We start from the raw sequence: 18,024 nt of genomic DNA on the forward strand, positions 1-18,024 counted from the left end.
ACCTGTTTCTGCTACCCCACCCTACGGTAGAGCAACCCGGTTAGCGGAACGTACTGTACGGAAGGTGGAAGAGCGCGTCAAGGGGGAAGTGCCGCGCCAACAAGGTCTGTGGCCCGAGCGCGAGTTGCTGTTGCAAAAACAGTCGCAAAGCCGCACACTGTGATTTTGTACAGACGATACAACATCGACAGGGCGGGTCTGATAGTCAGTGCGCACCGAGCGCGGCGGAACGTAGGCGTGGCCGGCCGGCACCGACCGGGCCGGACTGGCGAAGTCGTCCAGTTACACTACCTGCAATGATTCAGCTACCGTCAGAGGCCCCTCCACAGTTTTCGGGGCATGAAACTTTTCCCTTGCGTCAGCTTTGGCTCCGCAAGGCGTACGACGCCGTCACTCAGTTTGACGAGCCCGCTCCCCGTTCGGTCTTCGCTGATGAAGAAGCCATCGTGCGCTTCGGCGTCGGTAAAAACATGGCTATGTCCATCAGGTTTTGGGCAACCGCCTGCGGGATCATCGAAGACGACGGTGGATATAGCCCAACACGCCTCGGCAATCTCCTTTTCAACAGTAAGAACGGCTTAGACGAATACTGTGAACGCACGGCCACGACGTGGTTGATGCATTGGCAGGCCGCAAGCACGCATGAGAAGACCACTACTTGGTGGTTCCTCTTTAACCATGTTGCTCATCAAGTGTTCGACCGCGATTTCATCGTGGCGTCGCTGTCAGGATTAGTTGCCGAACACAAGCTGCGCATCTCAATGGCCACGCTCAAGCGGGACGTTGAATGCTGCATTCGCAGCTACGTCCCCCGCCTTGGTGGCGACTCGCCTGAAGAGATGAGCGAGCCGCTGCTCGGCGAACTCGGCCTCATTCAGCAAAACGCCAAGGGTGCCTTCGAGTTTCGGCGCGGATCGAAGCGCTCGTTGCCTGACGGGGTGTTCGCGTACGCACTGCTCGACTACTGGGAGCGCATGCCTCACGCCGGGTCGGTCATGGCGTTCGACCGCGTGGCCTACGACTATGGATCACCCGGTCGCGTATTCAAGCTCGATGAGAACGCCGTTGCCGACAGGCTGATGGCATTGGAAGACCTGACACGCGGACAGATTCAATGGACTGAGCAGGCCGGCATCCGGCAAGTGACGCGGCGGGAGTCTGCGCTGAATAGCCTGGGCGACTACAAGTACAAGCTACTGGAAAGCGCCTATGCGTAAGCCCACCCGTTCGTCCGGCGCTGAGAAGCGCATGCTGTCGGATGTTGTTACCATTTCCCGGCAATTTCTGCGCTCGGTCCGTATTGACACCGACGTGGGGCGCGATGACGCCCTGTCGGGCTATATCTGCCAAGGCACCGCGAGTTCCTTACTTGAGAGTATGGCTCGGCAGATCAGCGAGACTCGGCAACGTGCCTTCACCTGGACCGGCCCATACGGTGGAGGTAAATCATCTCTTGCCCTGATGCTTTGCTCGCTGGTGGGTGCGCAGACGAAAGTGCGTGCGAAGGCACGACAACTGCTGGACATTCCCGAAGGCAGCCTTGTCCACAAGGCGTTCGAAGCCAAGGGTGACGGTTGGCTTGTCGTCCCCGTGGTGGGCAAGCGAGCTGATGTAGTTCAGGAACTTGGTGCCGCGCTCGCGAAGGCTCAAGGACTGCTGCCGAACCGCAAGAAGCAGCCTGACGTTGTTGGTGAACTGGTTGAAGCTGCAGAGCGTCATCCGCAGGGGGTGCTGGTCGTAATCGACGAACTGGGCAAGTTGCTTGAGGCGTCTGCACAGGACGGTGGCGACATTTACTTCTTCCAGGAGCTTGCCGAGGCGGCAAGCCGCTGCTCCGGCAAGCTGGTTATCGTTGGCATCCTTCACCAAGCCTTCGAGGCTTACGCTTCGCGACTAGGGCGCCAGTCTCGCGATGAGTGGGCCAAAGTTCAGGGACGTTTCGTCGACATCCCGTTAGTTGCGGCCGCGGACGAGGTCATCGAGCTGGTGGGCAAGGCCATCAACGTCGAGGACTCGACGCTGCCGGTGGAAGCGGCGCATCTTGCAGAGAAGATCGCGGCGGCAATCCGCACCCGTCGCCCTGGTACGCCCGCGACGCTCGCCGATTCTCTACGCGCATGCTGGCCGCTCCATCCGGTCACTGCGGCTCTGCTGGGGCCCATCTCGAGGCGTCGCTTTGGGCAGAACGAACGTAGCACGTTCGGGTTCTTGGCCTCGCGTGAACCCTTGGGGTTCGTCGAGTTCCTCAACGGCTATGAGGCGCAGTGGTTCACGATGTACGGCCCAGCGGCCTACTGGGACTACCTGCGAGCCAACCTCGAGCCGGCAATCATCGCTTCGCCAGACGGCCATCGCTGGGCGCTCTGCTGCGATGCTGTCGAGCGCGCCGAAGCCAAGGGCACGGACATCCATGTCAAGCTGACGAAGACCATCGCACTTATCGAGATGTTCCGCAACGGATCAGGTCTCGTAGCGGAGGGGCCTGTCCTTGCCGTATCCACCCCGGGCGTGGATGAAGACCAGATTTGCAAAGCACTCGAGGAGCTCGCGGACTGGAAGGTGCTCATCGAACGCAAGCACCTAGGGGCATGGGGCATCTACGCGGGATCGGACTTCGACATCGAGGGCGCCATCAATGTCGCCCGCGGCGAAATCGGTGAGCCTGACCTCGGCCATATCTCTACGCTGAGTGACCTTCAACCAGTTTTGGCCAAGCGTCATTACCAGAAGACTGGAACCATGCGGTGGTTCACTCGCGGAATCGTCCGGATAGGCGATATTGAGACCGTCGTTGAGAAGTTCGACCTCAAAGGCGCGAGCGCAGGTGCGTTCCTTCTCTGCCTGCCGCCTCCAGGACAAACCGTCCGCTCCGCAGAGCATCGTGTGCGCCACGCGAGCGCATCCGCTGGGGTAGGGACGCTACTGCTTGGTACTCCGAGGAACGCCGAGCGCATCATCGAACTGAGCCTCGAGTTGGCAGCGTCCCAGCGAGTGATGAATACCCGGCCGGAGCTGCATGGAGACTCGGTCGCACGCCGTGAAGTGGTCGGTCGGATCGAGGCGGTACGGGGTTCGCTCGAAGAGGAGCTGGCAGACGCTTTCGAACTTTCAAAGTGGTACAGCCAAGGCGAAGCAATTGAGGCCAAGGGCGGCACTGCTCTGTCCATCATTGCCTCAGACATCGTCGAGCAGGTCTACGACAAGGCCCCGTTCATCTTCAGCGAACTCATCAATCGCGAAGACCCGTCAAGCAACTCTGTCAAGGCACGCAAGGATTTAATGAACCGCATGGTCACCCATGCGCATTTGCCCAAGCTCGGCTACGAAGGGTTCCCGGCAGACGCGGGGTTGTATTACACCGTGTTGAGCGACCCCGGTCTGCATCGTGTTCGCGATGAAGGTGAAGCGGACTTTGGCGATCCGAACTTAAACACCCGTGGAAGGTCCTACGAAACCTTCTGGTGGCGGACCAAAGGTGAGTTCCTCACAGATGGTAAATCGGTCACGCTGAAAGACCTTTACGCTGCTTGGAGCCAGCCACCGTTTGGGGTCCGAGCAGGCGTCATGCCTGTGCTCTCGCTTGCGTTCTATCTGGCCAACCGATCCTCACTGGCCCTGTATGTCAACGGCATCTTCACGCCGGATTTGACGGACGCGGTGGTCGACGAGTGGACTCTGGACCCCAGCCGCATCCGCTTCCAGCATGTGGAGGCATCGAGGGACAAGGCCAAGCTGGTTAACGCGCTGGCTAAGACCGTATCAGACAGGTCGAACGCGGAGGTTGGCGCGGCACCACTTGATGTGGCGCGTGGCCTGGTCGGACTCGTTGTCGGACTCCCCGGTTGGACGAAGCGGACCACCACCGTGTCGTCAAGAGCACAGCAAGTGCGAGCGATGCTGTTGAAGGCCAGCGATCCTTTGCGAGTATTGTTTTCGGACCTGCCAACTTTGCTGGAAGCCCAGGACCCGGCCACGCTGAACGCTCGGCTGCAAGCAGTCACCGATGAGCTTTCGGGTGCGTATCACGTCATGCTGGCGAACGTGCAAGGCCATCTGCTCGACGCGCTCGACCATGGGACACGACCGCTGGAGGAGCTACGTAAGCGAGCAGGCACCGTGAAGGGGATGACCGGCGACTTCAAACTCGATGCCTTTGCAACGCGTTTGGAGACGTACGACCAGGCTGACGAGAATGTCGAGTCCCTCATCAGCTTGGCAATCGACAAGCCGCAGGCTGCGTGGGTGGACCGGGACATCGACGCCGCGATGGCGAAGCTCGCAGAGTGGGCAGTGGAGTTCCGCAAGGCAGAGACCATGGCGCCCCTGCGTGGCCGACCGTCAACCCGTCGTGTGATCGGTGTTGTCTTCGGCGCGAGTCATGGCCAGGACGCTACCGGTTTCGTGGACATCTCAGACACGGATACGCCTGCGGTTGACCGACTGGTCAAGCAGTTCCTGGCTGAAGCCCAGGGAGAAAGCAAGGAGGTCATCCTGGCGGCCCTCGCAGAGGCGGGAGCCATGATGGTCAAGCAACAGGGCAAAGGAAACAGGAATGGCTGAACGTCATGTGTTGGGCCTGTCTGGTGGTAAGGACAGCGCCGCGCTCGCGGTCTACATGAGCTTGCATCATCCAGAGATTCCCCTGGAATACTTCTTCACGGACACCGGCAAGGAGCTGCCTGAGGTCTATGAGTTTCTGGGCAAGTTGGAAGGGTTTGTTGGTCGCAAGATTCATTTCCTGAATCCGCACCGCGACTTCGACTTTTGGTTGAGGACCTACAACAATTACCTGCCGTCGCCCAAAACCCGCTGGTGCACGCGCAAACTCAAACTGGAGCCGTTCAAGCAGTGGATCAAGCCGTCGCTGGACGCTGGTGACAAGGTCTACAGCTACGTGGCGATTCGTGCGGACGAGGAGCACCGTGAAGGCATGGTCGCCCAACACGATAACCTCATCGTGCGGATGCCGTTCCGCGAACACGGCATCGACAAACCAGGTGTGTTCGAGCTTCTGGAAGGTTCGGGCCTGGGGTTGCCCAAGTATTACGACTGGCGGTCGCGCTCGGGATGTACCTTCTGCTTCTTCCAGCAGAAGGTTGAATGGGTTCGCTTGAAAGAGAACCACCCTGAGGCGTTTGAGGCTGCTAAGGCCTATGAGAAAAATGCGCTTGAGCACGGCTCACCGTTTACTTGGAGTCAAGGTGAACCGCTGGCCGACCTTGAGCGACCTGAGCGCGTCGCCGAAATCATGACGGATTTCGAGGCCAGGAAGCAGCGAGAGCTTGCCCGTCGCAAGCCCAACCCACTACGCGTGATTCCCATAGAGCCAGTCGACATCGACGACTTGTACCTAGAAGATGAGGGCGGCGGTGCCTGCCTTGTCTGCCACAAATGAAGGTGCCAGCAGGGCGCGCCCTGACTTGGTCAGAGATTGACCTCGCACCTGAAACGCCTGGCGTGTATGCGTGGTACTCCCGCCTTGTCATCTCTAAAGCTGACATTGACGACATCGTCAAGCGTGTACAAATGGCGCGTCAAGAGAGCGAAGCCAAAGCACGCATAGAGGTTGAGGAAGCGCTGGACCGTTTCATTTTCAGCCCGTACCGTGAGACGCCATACCAGGTTGCGCTACGCGGTCAGCTTAAACCTAAGTTCAGCGGCGAAGTGCTTCATGAGCCTAGCAAGTCGGACTCGCTCATTGGTCGTCTGGCTTCAAACCCGGAGCGGTTCCGCACAGTCTCCGAAGTGCTGAAGTCAGCAGCCCCCTGGTTCACCGCGCCGCTTTACATCGGCATGGCGATCAACCTACGCAGTAGGCTCAAGCAACACCGCAACAAGATCGTTGAGCTGCGAGACCTACAGGGGATCGCATCCATTGACGATGCCGCGGAGGCTGGCTTCGCGAACCAGGTGGTCGCGCGCAACTTCGATCCCACCAACTTGTTCGTTCACATCGCCGAGGTTGACGTTGACACCGGCGAGCACAACGACCTCGAGAACATTCTCAATCGAATTAACTACCCCATCTTCGGAAGGAATTGACCATGGCCACCTTGATTAGCGGAGGCAAAAGCGCGCTCGACGTACACCTCAATGGAACCATCGGCACCTTCCGCGTCAGTACAGAAGACGGGAAGTCGGCCGGGGTCGAGGTGCGCTATCTCCTCACTCACGTCACCCTGTCGGAAAAGCAGGGCCAAGCGCAGTTGCTCAGCATGCTGGCTCCAGTGCGCGAAGTCTTCGATCTGAAGCAGCTCGGCTTCGACGAAATCATGCAGCGCGACATCGACGACGCGCGGGTATCGCTCGAATTGATCCCATATCTGCTTGACACCTCGACCTCGGGGCTTATCAAGCTCTTCCCGCCCATCGTCGCAGTGGCGCTCCCTCTAAAGCCGAACAGTCGGGTCCCTGACGCCAACTACCGTAAGGTGGACCGCACGCGGGTCGACTCACCGGAACACAAAGGCATCAAAGATGACCGTATCACGGCAGGCTTTGTAGGCGAGGAGCAGTTCGAGTTCTTCCAGCACTATCGCAATGACGCACCGCTCGCCGAAGGTGCGCGCCTTAGCCTGGCACGCGACAACTGCACGCTGGCAATTGTCGACGGGCAGCACCGGGCCATGGCGTTGCTCGCCCTGTACCGAAACCTCACTGGCGGCTGGTCGGACGCTCGCCGCAGTCCTTACGAGGGCTATTACAAAGTCTGGCCGGAAAAGGAAATCCGTACCTACAACCTGAGCGAGCTGCAGCTGCCGGTCCTCATCTGCGCGTTCCCGCAACTCGACGGGTCATTGGCGCAGGACATCGACGTGGTGCGAGCGGCCCGACGTGTGTTCCTCACCTTGAACAAGACAGCGAAGAAGGTCTCCGACTCGCGCAACAAGCTTCTCAACGACCAGGACATCGTTGCCGAGTGTCTGCGGACGACGCTGTCGTACATCAAGGCACTAGATGCCAAAGATGACACCGGCCTGCGTATCTGGAACGTGGAGCTTGACCAAGAGGGCGACCGCGTCAAGATCGTCAGCGATGCGGCATTCAGCGGGGTCAGCCATCTCTACCACGTTACGGAGCAGTTGCTGATGCTCGGCCATGCACGTGGCATCGAGGCCCGCGGGAAAGTCGGTGCCCCTCGCAAGCGTTTGGATGACGCCTACGACCGCCTGGGGCTGAAGGACGAACTGACCTCGGACCAGCGTACGGTCAACACCCGCACCAACTACTCCGATGAGATAGCCGAAGTCTTCCGTAGGAAGTGGACTGAGTTGTACGTTCCGATTGTCGACCGTGTCTTCGGCAAGGTTCACCCGTACGCCGCGTTTGCGCGAGCCACGATTAACCTGAAGGAGGCGCTCGAAAGCCGCCGCGATGCCGAACTCGAGAAGATGCTATTCGATGGCCAAGCCACCTCTCGTACGTTCGACGATTTCCGCGAGGGGCTCAACCGCCGAGTCCAAGACAAGGAGCCCAACTGGACGACCCCCGAAATTCGCGAGACGCTGAACCGGGTCAATGGTGTACTGGCTAGCCGAAAGACTACCGTTGAGTCCATGAAGGCGACTCGTGCGCTCTTCATGCTGGACGCCATGTCGAGCGGCGCCAAAAAGCAGGTCATCACCGATGGTGCCGTGGCGAAGCCGGTGCGCGATGCCATCGACCGCCTCTTCAGCGATGTGTTCTCCACGGTCGCGTTCCAGACGGCCGTGGTGTGTACGTACGCCGAGGCTATCCAGATCGCCTTCGGCGGCGTTCAGCATTCGACCGCCGAGCTGCTCGATGAGTACGTCGAGGCCGTGAACGGCCTGCTCAAGCCCAAGACCATCAGCGAGTTGAAGGCACTGCTGCACGCCTTCGAGGGCGAGTTGGTGGTTGAGCCGGAAGTAAAGCTCAAGGCTGGCGGTCCAACGTTCCGAGAGGTGGTCCTTCCAGGCGAGCTGCAGCCGGCGGAGTGGCCCAAATACCGCTACCTGATTCTTGAGCTGTGGAAGCCCGCCGCGCCCGAGCTCAAGGCGCTTATCGACGAAGACAGGGCTCGAGCCCGGTCCGCCGTGGCCCAATCGCTGTATCGCCGCAGGCTGGCGGCGTACTGTCTGGAGAATCGTATTGATGAGGCAGACCTCACCAAAGAGGTAAAGGCCGAGGTGCTCGGGAAGTCGAAGACGATGTACGAAGAGTTCCTGAGCGCCGTCGTCGGCAGGAAGACGGTCCTGGACAAGTCCCTGTTCGAGCTTTCTGCCTCGGTGCCTGAGGTCGTAGCCGCAGAGCCGACCGACGACGAGCCTACTGCGTAAGGCGAAGTCGCCAGTGCCGCGCGAAGTGCCAGCGGCTAGATGCCTGAGCCGTCCGTAGCGCTGAAGAGGCATGCCGATCTGCTTTCTGCCCGTCCAGGCACGTTGCCTATGTCGTGCGGCAAGGTGCTTGCTCTGCGTAACTCTTGCCGGTGTTCAACAGCCACCTAAGCGGCCGGCGAAGTTAACTTGGAAGCGCGATAGGGACAAAGGATGCTTGCGTCCACCAGAATGCTTGATGACACCTGGACAATATCGAGCAGCAGCCCTCGCCGCACCACGTTACCGCGAACGCGAGCACGAACATGGTCCGGCGCGCGCTGACGGGTGCCGGTGGGGCCAGCGCACCCTTCTGCGCCGGCATACGCAGCAGCCAATTGCTTTTTTGGTAATGTATTTGTACCGTACCTATACGATGCATATACGATACGAAATCGGCCCAGGGACCCACTTTCTTCTCGCCCCAAACACCGCCTATGTTTTCGCTGCACCGATTGGCAAATTCGCGGCAATAACCTGCCAAAATTTCTAATGCACCGAGGTCAACCGAGCGAGGACTTTAAAGATTTTTTCGCACTAATGACTCGTATATCAAACGGCGATGGGGGCCGCAATTGACGGGTGTGGATCGTACCCTTCGATCAAAAAGTCCTCAAATTTGTAGCCGTAAATGGAATTGGGGCGGCGCACAATAGTCATTTTCGGAAGAGATCGAGTTTCACGCTTCAGCTGCGTCTGAATCTGATCCGTGTGATTCGAATACGCATGAAGGTCGCCAATACTGACAATAATTTCATGCGGAACCAAGTCGCACTGCTGAGCCAGCATATGCGTCAAGAGGGCTAGCGAAGCGATGTTGTAGGGCAGCCCCAAGAAACTATCCGAGCTCCGGATATAAAGTTGTGCCGACAGCCTCCCATTCGCAACGTAGAACTGGTAGAGCAAATGGCATGGGGGCAGCGCCATTTTTCCCGCGCGTGCGTTATCAACCGGGCTTAGCTTTTCGTCGGGAAGGTACTCAGGGTTCCACCCGTGAAAGAGAATGCGCCGGCTGTTGGGATTGTTTTTTAGAGCGTTGACTACGTAGTCAATCTGGTTGATGGTACCGCCGTCCTTTGTAGGCCAAGCAGTCCACTGCTTACCATAAACGGGCCCCAGTTCACCTTCCTCCGTGGCCCACTCATTCCAGATGCTGACGCCATGCTCTTTGAGCCACTTAACGTTGGTGTCGCCATTCAAAAACCAGATCAGCTCGTTGGCAATGCTCTTGAAGTGGAGTTTCTTTGTAGTCAAGAGCGGGAAGCCATGCGCCAGGTTGTGCCGAATCTGGCGACCGAACACCGAGGTGGTCCCGGTGCCCGTCCGATCACCTTTGGTCACGCCGTTTTCAAGAATATCAGTCAAAAGTTCAAGGTACTGTTTCATTTCAAATTCCGGTTGGGCGATCAAATCGCCGCAAGGCGCTTCCCTTGCAATTCTTCGATTCGCAATTCTCTCGCTTTTACCTGCTCTCGGAGGAGAAGTATCTCGTCAAAGAGTAGCGAGTTTTGCTCGAGCAACAACGCGACCCGGCCACGCAACGCGTCGACGAGGCTGACGGCAGGAGGAACCGTCTCTCCAGCCTCAACCTCAGTCGCCTTGCGCTTGGCCGCAGCCTTCATGTCCTTCAGCGCGGCAACTGCCCACGACCGCGACCTTATGGTGTTGGTCGACAGCTTGGTGAGCTTGCACACTGCAGGCACGGTGCATTTCAACTTCAGCTTCGCGCGCTTGGTCGGGTCACGGAGCGTCTCGAGCGCACTCAAGATCAGCTTGTCGTTTTGCTCGCGCGCCCCTTCCTTCTCAAGCGGTATAGCGTTCTCAGTGCCCATTTTGCAGCTCCAGTGGCGCAGAAGTCTGCGGGGGCTGGCATAGCGACCGACCAGCAGAGCTCAGCACGCTGCGCGCTCGTTCGGCCGGCTCGCGAAGCGTCTTGAGCGCCCGAACCTCGACGAGGTCAGCGCAAAGCGCGAGTGTGAGTTCATTCGGCATGCTGTCCTCCGTCCAACTTAGCCACGTGCCGGCCCAGCTTGTCGGCCAAGCCCATCCAGATGACCTTGAACTGCGGGTTGCTTTCATTTTGGGCCTTGCCCAGTGCGTGCGCACGGCGCGCCCTGAGAGCCAGCCCACCACGCTCCGTGATGACGTGGCTCTGGCAGTCAGGATCGCATTCGTAGTCCCCGTAGCAGGGCGGGGCCTCGTCCTGAATGGGAAGGTCAAAGTTCTTGACACAACCGCCGATGCTGGTCGGCTGAAACCGAGCACTGCGCCTCGCCAGCATTTCAAGGTATCGCTCGCGTGCCTCACCGTACATGCCCCCGCCTGCGAAGAACGCATCAACCCGCACTTTGTGAGTGTCACCGCCACCGCCAGCGAACTTTGCGTTCTCGCCGTACATGTCCTTCACCATGAACTCGCGGGCCTTCGGAAGCCTAGTCGCAACGCTCGTCATCAGTTGCGTCCGGTAATTCCCATACCCAGCGGTGACTTCGTTCGGCATGCTGTTGAACCGACTATGGAAATGCTTCAACTGGATGCTGATGAACGGCAACTTCACTTGCTGGTTTGCAAGCTGAGCCACTAGCGTCTCCCGACACTGGTGCACAGAGAATTTCCACGAGGTATATTTTTCCTCGACCTTGACGCGCTTGAGCCAACGGGACAGTTTAATATTCAACGTGCCGAGCGAATATCCACGATGCTTTACGGCAAACCGCCCAAAGGGACTAGAGAACAGATACTTGTTCTTTGTGAAGAGACAGAAATACGAGAGCACCTCATAGGCATCGCGAACAAGGTCGATAGCCAGCCACCCCTCGCTAATCGGAGAGTCCTTCTTCTTCTGTTTCACCACCTTTGATTTTATGAACCAATACCCACGCTCATAAGAGAGGGAACCATCGAGGACGAACTTGGTTTCTGTCTCGCGCATCCCAGTGAAGATCAGCAGAATCATGATTGCAGCGCACTGGGCATCAGCGATCAACTCTTCGATTCCGTCTACCGTGCAACCGAAGTTGCTGCGAAACTTCGCGCACTCATCTTGGCCCTTCGGTTGTTCCCGCAGCACGGCTTCGATAGCCGCCTGGAGTTTGAGCAGGTCATCATCATGGGCGAGGCTGCCCAGCTTTGGCACCTCGGTGCAGAGCAAAGGTAGACCGGCAGCCACCTTGAAGTCCCGAACGGCGGCTATGCAGTAGCCCTGAATCGCCAGAAAGTACACGTCGGGCAACGGCTCAATACCGCCACCGTCATTTGATTCCGGCCAGCGAATAGACGACTTCTCGATGTCAACCAGTTGCCACTGAAGAGGACCAGAAAGGTTCTTCTGAATGTAAGGTGCAGAGATGAGCTTCAACGCCCGCTTCAGGTGGGCACCACGTCCCGGGTGCTCTGCGATGACCTCTTTGAGCAACGAAAACGAGATGTCCTGAAGCCGAGACACCGGTGCTCCCCGCTTCGATGCCTTCTTCACCGCAGCCGAGAATATTTTAGCTAATTCTTCGATCCGCGCTTTGGCTGTTTTGGGGTCCACAGCGTCTTGCGCGACCCGCGCATTCTTGATTAGCGCTGGATAGTTACTGTGAATCACCGCGGCCACTTTCAGGTCGCGGACCATTTCCGGAGTGATGCAGTAAGCATATCGCGCCCTATGTGTTGAATTGGCGTGTCCGAAGGTCGCACCACGGCCATGAATGAAGTCATTCCACACGATTGAGCTTGTCGATTCGCCACGGTACAAAGGATCGGTCGTCTTAAGAAAGGGCCACACCATGGCTCCAAACGTTGTCTCCCAAATGGGCATGTCTTCTGGAAATCTGGCGATGCCGGCCATCAAGGCATTGAGGGACGGGAGAGTGCTCGCAGCCATGTCAAATCCCCTGATAGATGAGTTGGTCGACAAGCACGTCGTCGAGCGCAACAGATTTGCACCTGGCCTCTTCAATAACATCTCGCGGGAAAATGACGTCCTCCTTGATGATCCCGTCGATGAGGGTCACCACGTCCTTGAAGAGCTTCTCGCGCGGTCGGATCGCAGGCGAGTTCGATTCAAGGGCTGAATTCACCCGCTGGTGGTAAACCATGATCCGCGGCAGTGACGCTTCCGTGACGATGGCTTGGTCGCAGAACAAGCACATGTTCCAGAACTTGCACACGGTCCCCTCAACGTGTTTCGTGGCGATGCGAACGTTCTCGCTTGGCGCGCAAGGATCGCGGCAATCGCAACCGGACAGGGTTTCGGTGAAACCAGTGTCGAGAGGTGCAGGGTATTTCCTAGGCATCTTCGCAGCGGCCTGCTGATGCTCCTTGGATCGGCGCACCATCCTGTCCATCGCGCCCGACACTTCGCGGTGGAACGCCGGTTGCAGCTGATGCTCGTCAAGGTAAGTGATGCTGGTTGCAATGTCTGCGTGGCACAGAACAGTTTGCAATTCCAACAGGGATGCTCCTGCAAGCACCATGTTTGTCACCAGAGTGGGCCTGCAACGGGAGATGTTGAAACTGAAGTCCTTACCCAGGCTCTCCGTCAGCCCCTCCTCGCGCTTGAATCGCGCGTACCAACTTCCCGCCTTCCCCCTCGGATCGAGGCCCACAATGACTTGCTGTCCTTCTCGGCGAGTTGCCTCCACGTCCTCAAATATGACCAAACGGCGGGCAACCTCGGATGGCGCGTTGTGACGAATCCTCGAGGTGAGCGCGAGGATGATGTTGAAAAGCGTCTTCACCTGCTTCACCACGTGACCAGGAAGAAAGACCTCTTCAAGCTCCAAGAGGCTCAGGTGCAGGGCCTGCTCGTCGGACCGGCGCCCGCTGCCAGAACGCCCCTTCCGGAAGACAATTGCGGGCTCGCCCGTAAGGCCATGCTCGTCCTGGAATGAGTCGATTTCCAGAAGCTTCAGCGATTCCACGTTAAGACCTGCCAGCACGCCTAGCTCAGTCGTCAGTGGCATGATGAGTCGGTCGTCGATGAATGGCCATACGCCCCAGCGATGAAACAGCATTCGCATCCGCTTCTCAGGGCAAACCACGGCAAGCCTGCGAATACGGAAGTCGGCGAGCATGGCCAGCGGGTCGCAACCGTAGTTGTTCTCGAACGCCCAAAGCAACGCGCGTTCGTCCGACTGCTGAACTGAGATGGGAACCAACCCAACGGCTTGTTCGGGGGTGCACCCGCGCTGGAGCTTGTGAGCTATTGCCCGCTGCGAGACGTTGTACGCCCGGCCAGCTGCCGCAAGACTTGTGTAGATGACGCCTTCAACAACAACATCTCGCGAGATGCCATTTGCGGTACGCACCCGGGCATCCAAACCAACAGCCTCGCGGGCAGTCCAGCCCTTTTTAATGCGGCTGGTGATGAGTGCGTGAGGTACGCCGTAGATGAGGGCGGCGTCTGCGACAGACACGCCACGACCATCTAGCGTTATTGACTCGATAAGGGTGCTGCGCTTGTAGGGGATGCCCATGCCTGTGGGTGTGTACCCACGCAGCATGCTCGTGGCGAGACCAACCCAGCGAGCGAGGGCAGCGTTGATGACTTCCTGCGCCTCCTCGTCGTACGCAGCGCGGAAGTCCGTCTCGCGAACGCCTTTGAAGACCGGCGGCGGGTACACCACGTTGTCGATGATGCGCAGTGCGTAGGTGAAGTCCATCACCTGCCTAACCGCCTTGTAGATGTTGTAACGAGTCTTGCTGGTGAGCCGGCCCTCCAACCACTTGCAGAACCTGATGAGGGCGTCGGTCTCCCAATGTTTATGCAAGTAGAAGCGTGGGTTGTCTTTCAGCTCCGCGTAACTTGCCTGGGTTTCTTCAAGGTACTCGATGTACTTGTTCTTCGCGTACCTGAACGTCGCAGCGGTTGGCTCCTCGTTTTCACGCTCAACCTGATAGAAGGCCCAAACTACTTGTGCGTGTGGATTATGCAGAGTTGGCTCGGGCGGGCGAGTTATCTGAATGACGTTTTGCATGCCGATGACCTCGTTTTTCCTTGTGTTGAAGACTACCTATATACGTCCTGAAACGTATATCTTCGGCTTCTTCAAGGCGATTGATCTGCCGGCCTTTCTTGGTCAGCTTATCGAGCATGTGTGGGGATATTTGGGTATATATCTCCGTGGTACTCAGTTCATTGTGGCCCAACATCTTCTGAACGATCAACATCCGGTCGGTGTACTCTTCCCCCACATCTGAACGAAGAACAGAGAATGCAGTCCCATGGCGAAGCCAGTGAGTGCAGAAATCATCATGGAGTCCGGCCCTGCGAACAGCATTTTTGAACTGCTTGCTCGCATTACGCACACTCCAAACCAACTGATTAATTGTGAGAAAAACCGGCTTATTGGGGTCGGCCACATCCCAATCCGGCGCAAGCTTGTACTCGATGGTCGCGTGATAGGCCTTAATGCGCCGCAAAACGGCTCGCGAAATCAGCGTAATACGTTCTTTGCCTTGGCCGGCTCGACCCTTAACTCCATTGATGCAAATCGGTATCAATTCATACCCGGCCGCATAACTTCTTTCATCGGGAAGGTCTTTACGCTTCAATCCAACGAGTTCAGCGATTCTCAAACCCATGTCGTACTGGGCATGAAACATCACGCGCTCGCACTCGTTATGCAACTTCAGCAGCAGATCGGTAACATGAGACGTTTCAATAAACTTCGGACTCTTCGCATTTGAACGCTTGGTGACGTTCTTGGTCATTCCGACCCGTCCCCACGGAAGATAATCCTCATCCCGAAGTCTGCCGCCTTCTTCAGTGCAAAGCCACAGAAAAAACTCTTTCAGGCAAGCTTCACGCCCTTGACGCGTAGAACGCTTGATACCAAGCTCCTTCATGTGGGTGAGCCAGGTAACCAAATCATTGCGATTGAAGCGAAGAATCCGTTCGTCAATTGAAGATTTGAAGCTTGAAGGAGATTCTTCAAGCGAGCGAACCAAATATGTCAGGATGCGGCCATACTGAGGAACAGTGCCGTCCGCGTATGAGTGGCCTACCTCGGATTGGATTTTGCGAAGCCAGCTTGAGGCAGTCCGTACAATGACACCTTTGCCATCGGTGACCGTGAAGTTCTTGCTGGCGACCACCCGGGGGGAGAGCTCAACTTCATCGCCTGAAGACTGCAATCGGAAGCGGGGCGTACCGGCTGGGATCGTTGCGCAGTTCAGGCGGGATTGGAGCTCAGGATGCATCCGCCACAGGGGCTGACGAACGTGCAACTCTGCATGTTTCTTCGGCTGAACACTCATCTAGGCACCCTGGCAGTTTGATCGAATTTTTGGTTCTCACTAAAAATCTGTCAAGATACGGAAAGCCAGCAGCGCCCTGGGGAGAGGTTTCAGTGTTGACACTTTTGTTTTGGTTCCGAAAACACATCTACGACAACCACTCCGAGCAGGTGGCGCTGCAGCTCACGCGTGCGCCGCTCCCCTACCCGGTGCTGCACCTGCGCCGCCGGCCCGCCAGCCTGTTCGACTACGAGTACGACGATTTCGAGGTGGTGGGCTACGAGCACCACCCGGCCATCAAGGCCCCCGTGGCCGTGTGAACGGCACGCTGCGACGCCGCCCTGTTTTCTCCGCCTTCCCGCTTTCCACTCCAACGACAACACCATGTCCTCCCACGGCTTCCATGTCCATGGGCCGCACGACCACGCCGTCGAGCACGCCACCCAGCACGCCCCTTCCGACGCCGGCCACGGCGGCATGACCAGCCAGATCGCCATGGCCACCGCGATCATCGCCACGGTGGGCGCGATCTTCTCGTACATGGGTGGCGCCACGCAGGCCAACGCGGGCCTCATCAAGAACGATGCGGCCATCCGCAAGACCGAGGCGGCCAACCAGTGGGCCTACTACCAGTCCAAGAGCACCAAGCAGTCGCTGACCGAACTCGCGCGCGACCTGGCCCCCGAGGCCCGCAAGCCCGAGCTGCAGTCACGCCTGGAGCGCTACGAGCTCGAGAAGAACGACATCAAGAAGGCCGCCGAGGCGCTGGAAGCGCAATCCCTGGACCTCGACCGGCAAAGCGAGGCGCAGATGCACCAGCACCACCGCTGGGCCCAGGCCACCACCGCTCTGCAGGTGGCCATCGCCCTGGCCGCCATTGCGCTGCTCACGCGCCGCAAGTGGCTGGAATGGGGCATGTTCGGCGTGGCCGGCATCGGGCTGGTGGTGGGCGCGCTGGCGTTCTTCCATATCTGATCCGATCCACCTCCGGCACCCATGCCCGGGCGCCAGGAAGCACGACGATGCCACTGCAACTCATCTACGCGCGCGCCGCCAACGGCGTGATCGGCCGGGACAACGCCATGCCCTGGCACCTGCCCGAAGACCTGGCCCATTTCAAGCAGCTCACGCACGGCGGGGCCGTGGTGATGGGCCGCAAGACCTGGGAGTCGCTGCCCGAGCGCTTCCGCCCCCTGCCCGGCCGCACCAACGTCGTGGTCACGCGCCAGGCAGACTGGCATGCCCACGGCGCCCTGCGCGCCGCCGGGCTGGAAGAAGCCATCGCCCTGGCCCGCACGCACAGCGACGCCGTGTGGATCATCGGCGGTGCGCAGATCTATGCACAGGCCCTGCCGCTGGCCGATGCCGTCGAGGTGACGGAGATCCAGCAGGATTTCGACGGCGACGCCCATGCCCCCACGCTGGGGCCCGAATGGCAGGAAACGGCACGCACCGAGACACGGCCATCGGCACACGGCGGCCTGCCCTTCGCCTTCGTGAGCTACCGGCGCCGCTAGCGCCTGCCTGCCTGCCACACCGGCAGCCCCTGCCGACCCTTCCCTTTCTTCTGCGAGAACCCTGCCATGAAGCTAGCCACCTGGAACATCAACTCCCTCTCCGTGCGCCTGCCGCAGGTACTGGCATGGCTGGCCGACAACCCGGTGGATGCCATCGGCCTGCAGGAACTCAAGCTGGTGGACGAGAAGTTTCCGCACGACGCGTTCGAGGCCGCGGGCTACCACGCCGTCAGCTTTGGCCAGAAAACGTACAACGGCGTCGCCCTGCTGAGCCGCACGCCGTTGCGCGACGTGGTGCGCAATATCCCGGGCCATGACGACGCGCAGGCGCGCGTGATCGCAGCGACGCTGGACACGCCGGACGGCCCGCTGCGCGTGGTCAACTGCTACTTCGTCAACGGGCAGGCGCCAGGTTCGGAAAAGTTCGCCTACAAGATGCTCTGGCTGGCGGCCCTGCACCGCTGGCTGCGCGAAGAACTCCTGGCGCATCCCCGTCTGGTGTTGCTGGGAGATTTCAACGTGGCGCCCGAGGACCGCGATTCGTTCGATCCGGTGGGCTTGAAAGACACCATTCACCACACCGTCGAAGAGCGCACGCATTTCCAGGATCTGCTGAAGCTCGGGCTCACCGACGCGTTCCGTCTTTTCGAGCATCCCGAGAAGAGCTTCTCGTGGTGGGACTACCGCATGCTGGGCTTCCAGAAGAACCGTGGCCTGCGCATCGACCACATCCTCGTGAGCGACGCGCTGCGGAGCCGCGTCACCGCCTGCACGGTGGACCGCCTGCCGCGCAAGAACCCGCAGCCCAGCGACCACGCCCCGGTGGTGGTGACGCTGGACTGAAAGGGCAGCACGCACCGCCGGCATCGGCGGGCAAGAAGCGCGCGGGCGAACAAAAACGCCGTGGCATTGCCACGGCGTGGGCGAGGCGGCCGCTTACACCGCCC

Annotated in this window: 13 protein-coding genes and 1 pseudogene; 9 read left to right on the plus strand and 5 right to left on the minus strand. The window is 59.0% G+C overall.

The window, feature by feature from the left end; genetic code table 11:
- Positions 1-296 precede the first annotated feature (296 nt).
- The 5 genes from BM144_RS16515 to BM144_RS16540 are packed head-to-tail and all read left to right on the plus strand — an operon-like array spanning position 297 to position 8,297.
- Positions 297-1,217: a DUF4007 family protein gene (locus BM144_RS16515; protein WP_092954525.1), complete on the plus strand. Its 921-nt coding sequence runs from the start codon at positions 297-299 to the stop codon at positions 1,215-1,217.
- Positions 1,210-4,560: an ATP-binding protein gene (locus BM144_RS16525; protein WP_245783697.1), complete on the plus strand. Its 3,351-nt coding sequence runs from the start codon at positions 1,210-1,212 to the stop codon at positions 4,558-4,560. The genes BM144_RS16515 and BM144_RS16525 overlap by 8 nt, the downstream gene beginning before the upstream one ends.
- The gene (locus BM144_RS16530; protein ID WP_092954531.1) at positions 4,553-5,395 is read left to right on the plus strand and encodes a phosphoadenosine phosphosulfate reductase domain-containing protein; all 843 of its coding nucleotides are present in this window, start codon (positions 4,553-4,555) and stop codon (positions 5,393-5,395) included. Before BM144_RS16525 ends, BM144_RS16530 begins: the two co-directional genes overlap by 8 nt.
- Positions 5,392-6,042: a GIY-YIG nuclease family protein gene (locus BM144_RS16535; RefSeq protein ID WP_092954534.1), complete on the plus strand. Its 651-nt coding sequence runs from the start codon at positions 5,392-5,394 to the stop codon at positions 6,040-6,042. The genes BM144_RS16530 and BM144_RS16535 overlap by 4 nt, the downstream gene beginning before the upstream one ends.
- A 2-nt stretch (positions 6,043-6,044) precedes the next feature.
- Positions 6,045-8,297, plus strand: a complete 2,253-nt coding sequence (locus BM144_RS16540; protein ID WP_092954537.1) for a ParB N-terminal domain-containing protein — start codon at positions 6,045-6,047, stop codon at positions 8,295-8,297.
- Positions 8,298-8,885: 588 nt separating this feature from the next.
- Here the strand turns inward: BM144_RS16540 and BM144_RS16545 are convergent.
- The 5 genes from BM144_RS16545 to BM144_RS23485 form a co-directional block, all read right to left on the minus strand.
- On the minus strand, positions 8,886-9,719 hold the full coding sequence (locus BM144_RS16545; RefSeq protein ID WP_092954540.1) for a thymidylate synthase: 834 nt from the start codon (positions 9,717-9,719) through the stop codon (positions 8,886-8,888).
- A 20-nt stretch (positions 9,720-9,739) separates the two neighbouring features.
- Positions 9,740-10,165, minus strand: a complete 426-nt coding sequence (locus BM144_RS16550; protein ID WP_092954543.1) for a hypothetical protein — start codon at positions 10,163-10,165, stop codon at positions 9,740-9,742.
- 149 nt (positions 10,166-10,314) lie between these two features.
- The gene (locus tag BM144_RS16555) at positions 10,315-12,168 is read right to left on the minus strand and encodes a hypothetical protein (protein WP_175526053.1); all 1,854 of its coding nucleotides are present in this window, start codon (positions 12,166-12,168) and stop codon (positions 10,315-10,317) included.
- 37 nt (positions 12,169-12,205) lie between these two features.
- A complete protein-coding gene (locus BM144_RS16560) occupies positions 12,206-14,299 on the minus strand; it encodes a hypothetical protein (protein WP_092954550.1) in 2,094 nt (697 codons plus the stop codon).
- A complete protein-coding gene (locus BM144_RS23485) occupies positions 14,250-15,581 on the minus strand; it encodes a tyrosine-type recombinase/integrase (protein ID WP_092954647.1) in 1,332 nt (443 codons plus the stop codon). The genes BM144_RS16560 and BM144_RS23485 overlap by 50 nt, the downstream gene beginning before the upstream one ends.
- 122 nt (positions 15,582-15,703) lie before the next feature.
- Between BM144_RS23485 and BM144_RS23490 the strand changes: the two are divergent.
- The 4 genes and pseudogenes from BM144_RS23490 to xth form a co-directional block, all read left to right on the plus strand.
- Positions 15,704-15,880: pseudogene (locus BM144_RS23490) on the plus strand (thymidylate synthase); the annotation flags it as partial.
- Positions 15,881-15,944: 64 nt separating this feature from the next.
- Complete coding sequence (locus tag BM144_RS16575; RefSeq protein WP_092954556.1) at positions 15,945-16,535, plus strand: DUF4337 domain-containing protein; 591 nt, start codon at positions 15,945-15,947, stop codon at positions 16,533-16,535.
- A 47-nt stretch (positions 16,536-16,582) separates the two neighbouring features.
- The gene (locus BM144_RS16580; protein WP_092954559.1) at positions 16,583-17,077 is read left to right on the plus strand and encodes a dihydrofolate reductase; all 495 of its coding nucleotides are present in this window, start codon (positions 16,583-16,585) and stop codon (positions 17,075-17,077) included.
- Between the two features lie 66 nt (positions 17,078-17,143).
- Positions 17,144-17,920, plus strand: a complete 777-nt coding sequence (gene xth, locus BM144_RS16585) for an exodeoxyribonuclease III (RefSeq protein WP_092954562.1) — start codon at positions 17,144-17,146, stop codon at positions 17,918-17,920.
- The last annotated feature ends 104 nt before the right edge of the window (positions 17,921-18,024 follow it).

Source organism: Paracidovorax konjaci (assembly GCF_900112675.1).
Taxonomy (GTDB): domain Bacteria; phylum Pseudomonadota; class Gammaproteobacteria; order Burkholderiales; family Burkholderiaceae_C; genus Paracidovorax; species Paracidovorax konjaci.

Excerpts from the sequence above, each read along its gene's own strand:
- BM144_RS16560 (WP_092954550.1), bottom strand. The coding sequence starts at position 14,299 with ATGCAAAACGTCATTCAGATAACTCGCCCGCCCGAGCCAACTCTGCAT.
- BM144_RS16550 (WP_092954543.1), bottom strand. The coding sequence starts at position 10,165 with ATGGGCACTGAGAACGCTATACCGCTTGAGAAGGAAGGGGCGCGCGAG.
- BM144_RS16530 (WP_092954531.1), top strand. The coding sequence starts at position 4,553 with ATGGCTGAACGTCATGTGTTGGGCCTGTCTGGTGGTAAGGACAGCGCC.
- xth (WP_092954562.1), top strand. The coding sequence starts at position 17,144 with ATGAAGCTAGCCACCTGGAACATCAACTCCCTCTCCGTGCGCCTGCCG.
- BM144_RS16515 (WP_092954525.1), top strand. The coding sequence starts at position 297 with ATGATTCAGCTACCGTCAGAGGCCCCTCCACAGTTTTCGGGGCATGAA.
- BM144_RS16535 (WP_092954534.1), top strand. The coding sequence starts at position 5,392 with ATGAAGGTGCCAGCAGGGCGCGCCCTGACTTGGTCAGAGATTGACCTC.
- BM144_RS16540 (WP_092954537.1), top strand. The coding sequence starts at position 6,045 with ATGGCCACCTTGATTAGCGGAGGCAAAAGCGCGCTCGACGTACACCTC.
- BM144_RS16575 (WP_092954556.1), top strand. The coding sequence starts at position 15,945 with ATGTCCTCCCACGGCTTCCATGTCCATGGGCCGCACGACCACGCCGTC.
- BM144_RS23485 (WP_092954647.1), bottom strand. The coding sequence starts at position 15,581 with ATGAGTGTTCAGCCGAAGAAACATGCAGAGTTGCACGTTCGTCAGCCC.
- BM144_RS16555 (WP_175526053.1), bottom strand. The coding sequence starts at position 12,168 with ATGGCCGGCATCGCCAGATTTCCAGAAGACATGCCCATTTGGGAGACA.
- BM144_RS16545 (WP_092954540.1), bottom strand. The coding sequence starts at position 9,719 with ATGAAACAGTACCTTGAACTTTTGACTGATATTCTTGAAAACGGCGTG.
- BM144_RS16580 (WP_092954559.1), top strand. The coding sequence starts at position 16,583 with ATGCCACTGCAACTCATCTACGCGCGCGCCGCCAACGGCGTGATCGGC.
- BM144_RS16525 (WP_245783697.1), top strand. The coding sequence starts at position 1,210 with ATGCGTAAGCCCACCCGTTCGTCCGGCGCTGAGAAGCGCATGCTGTCG.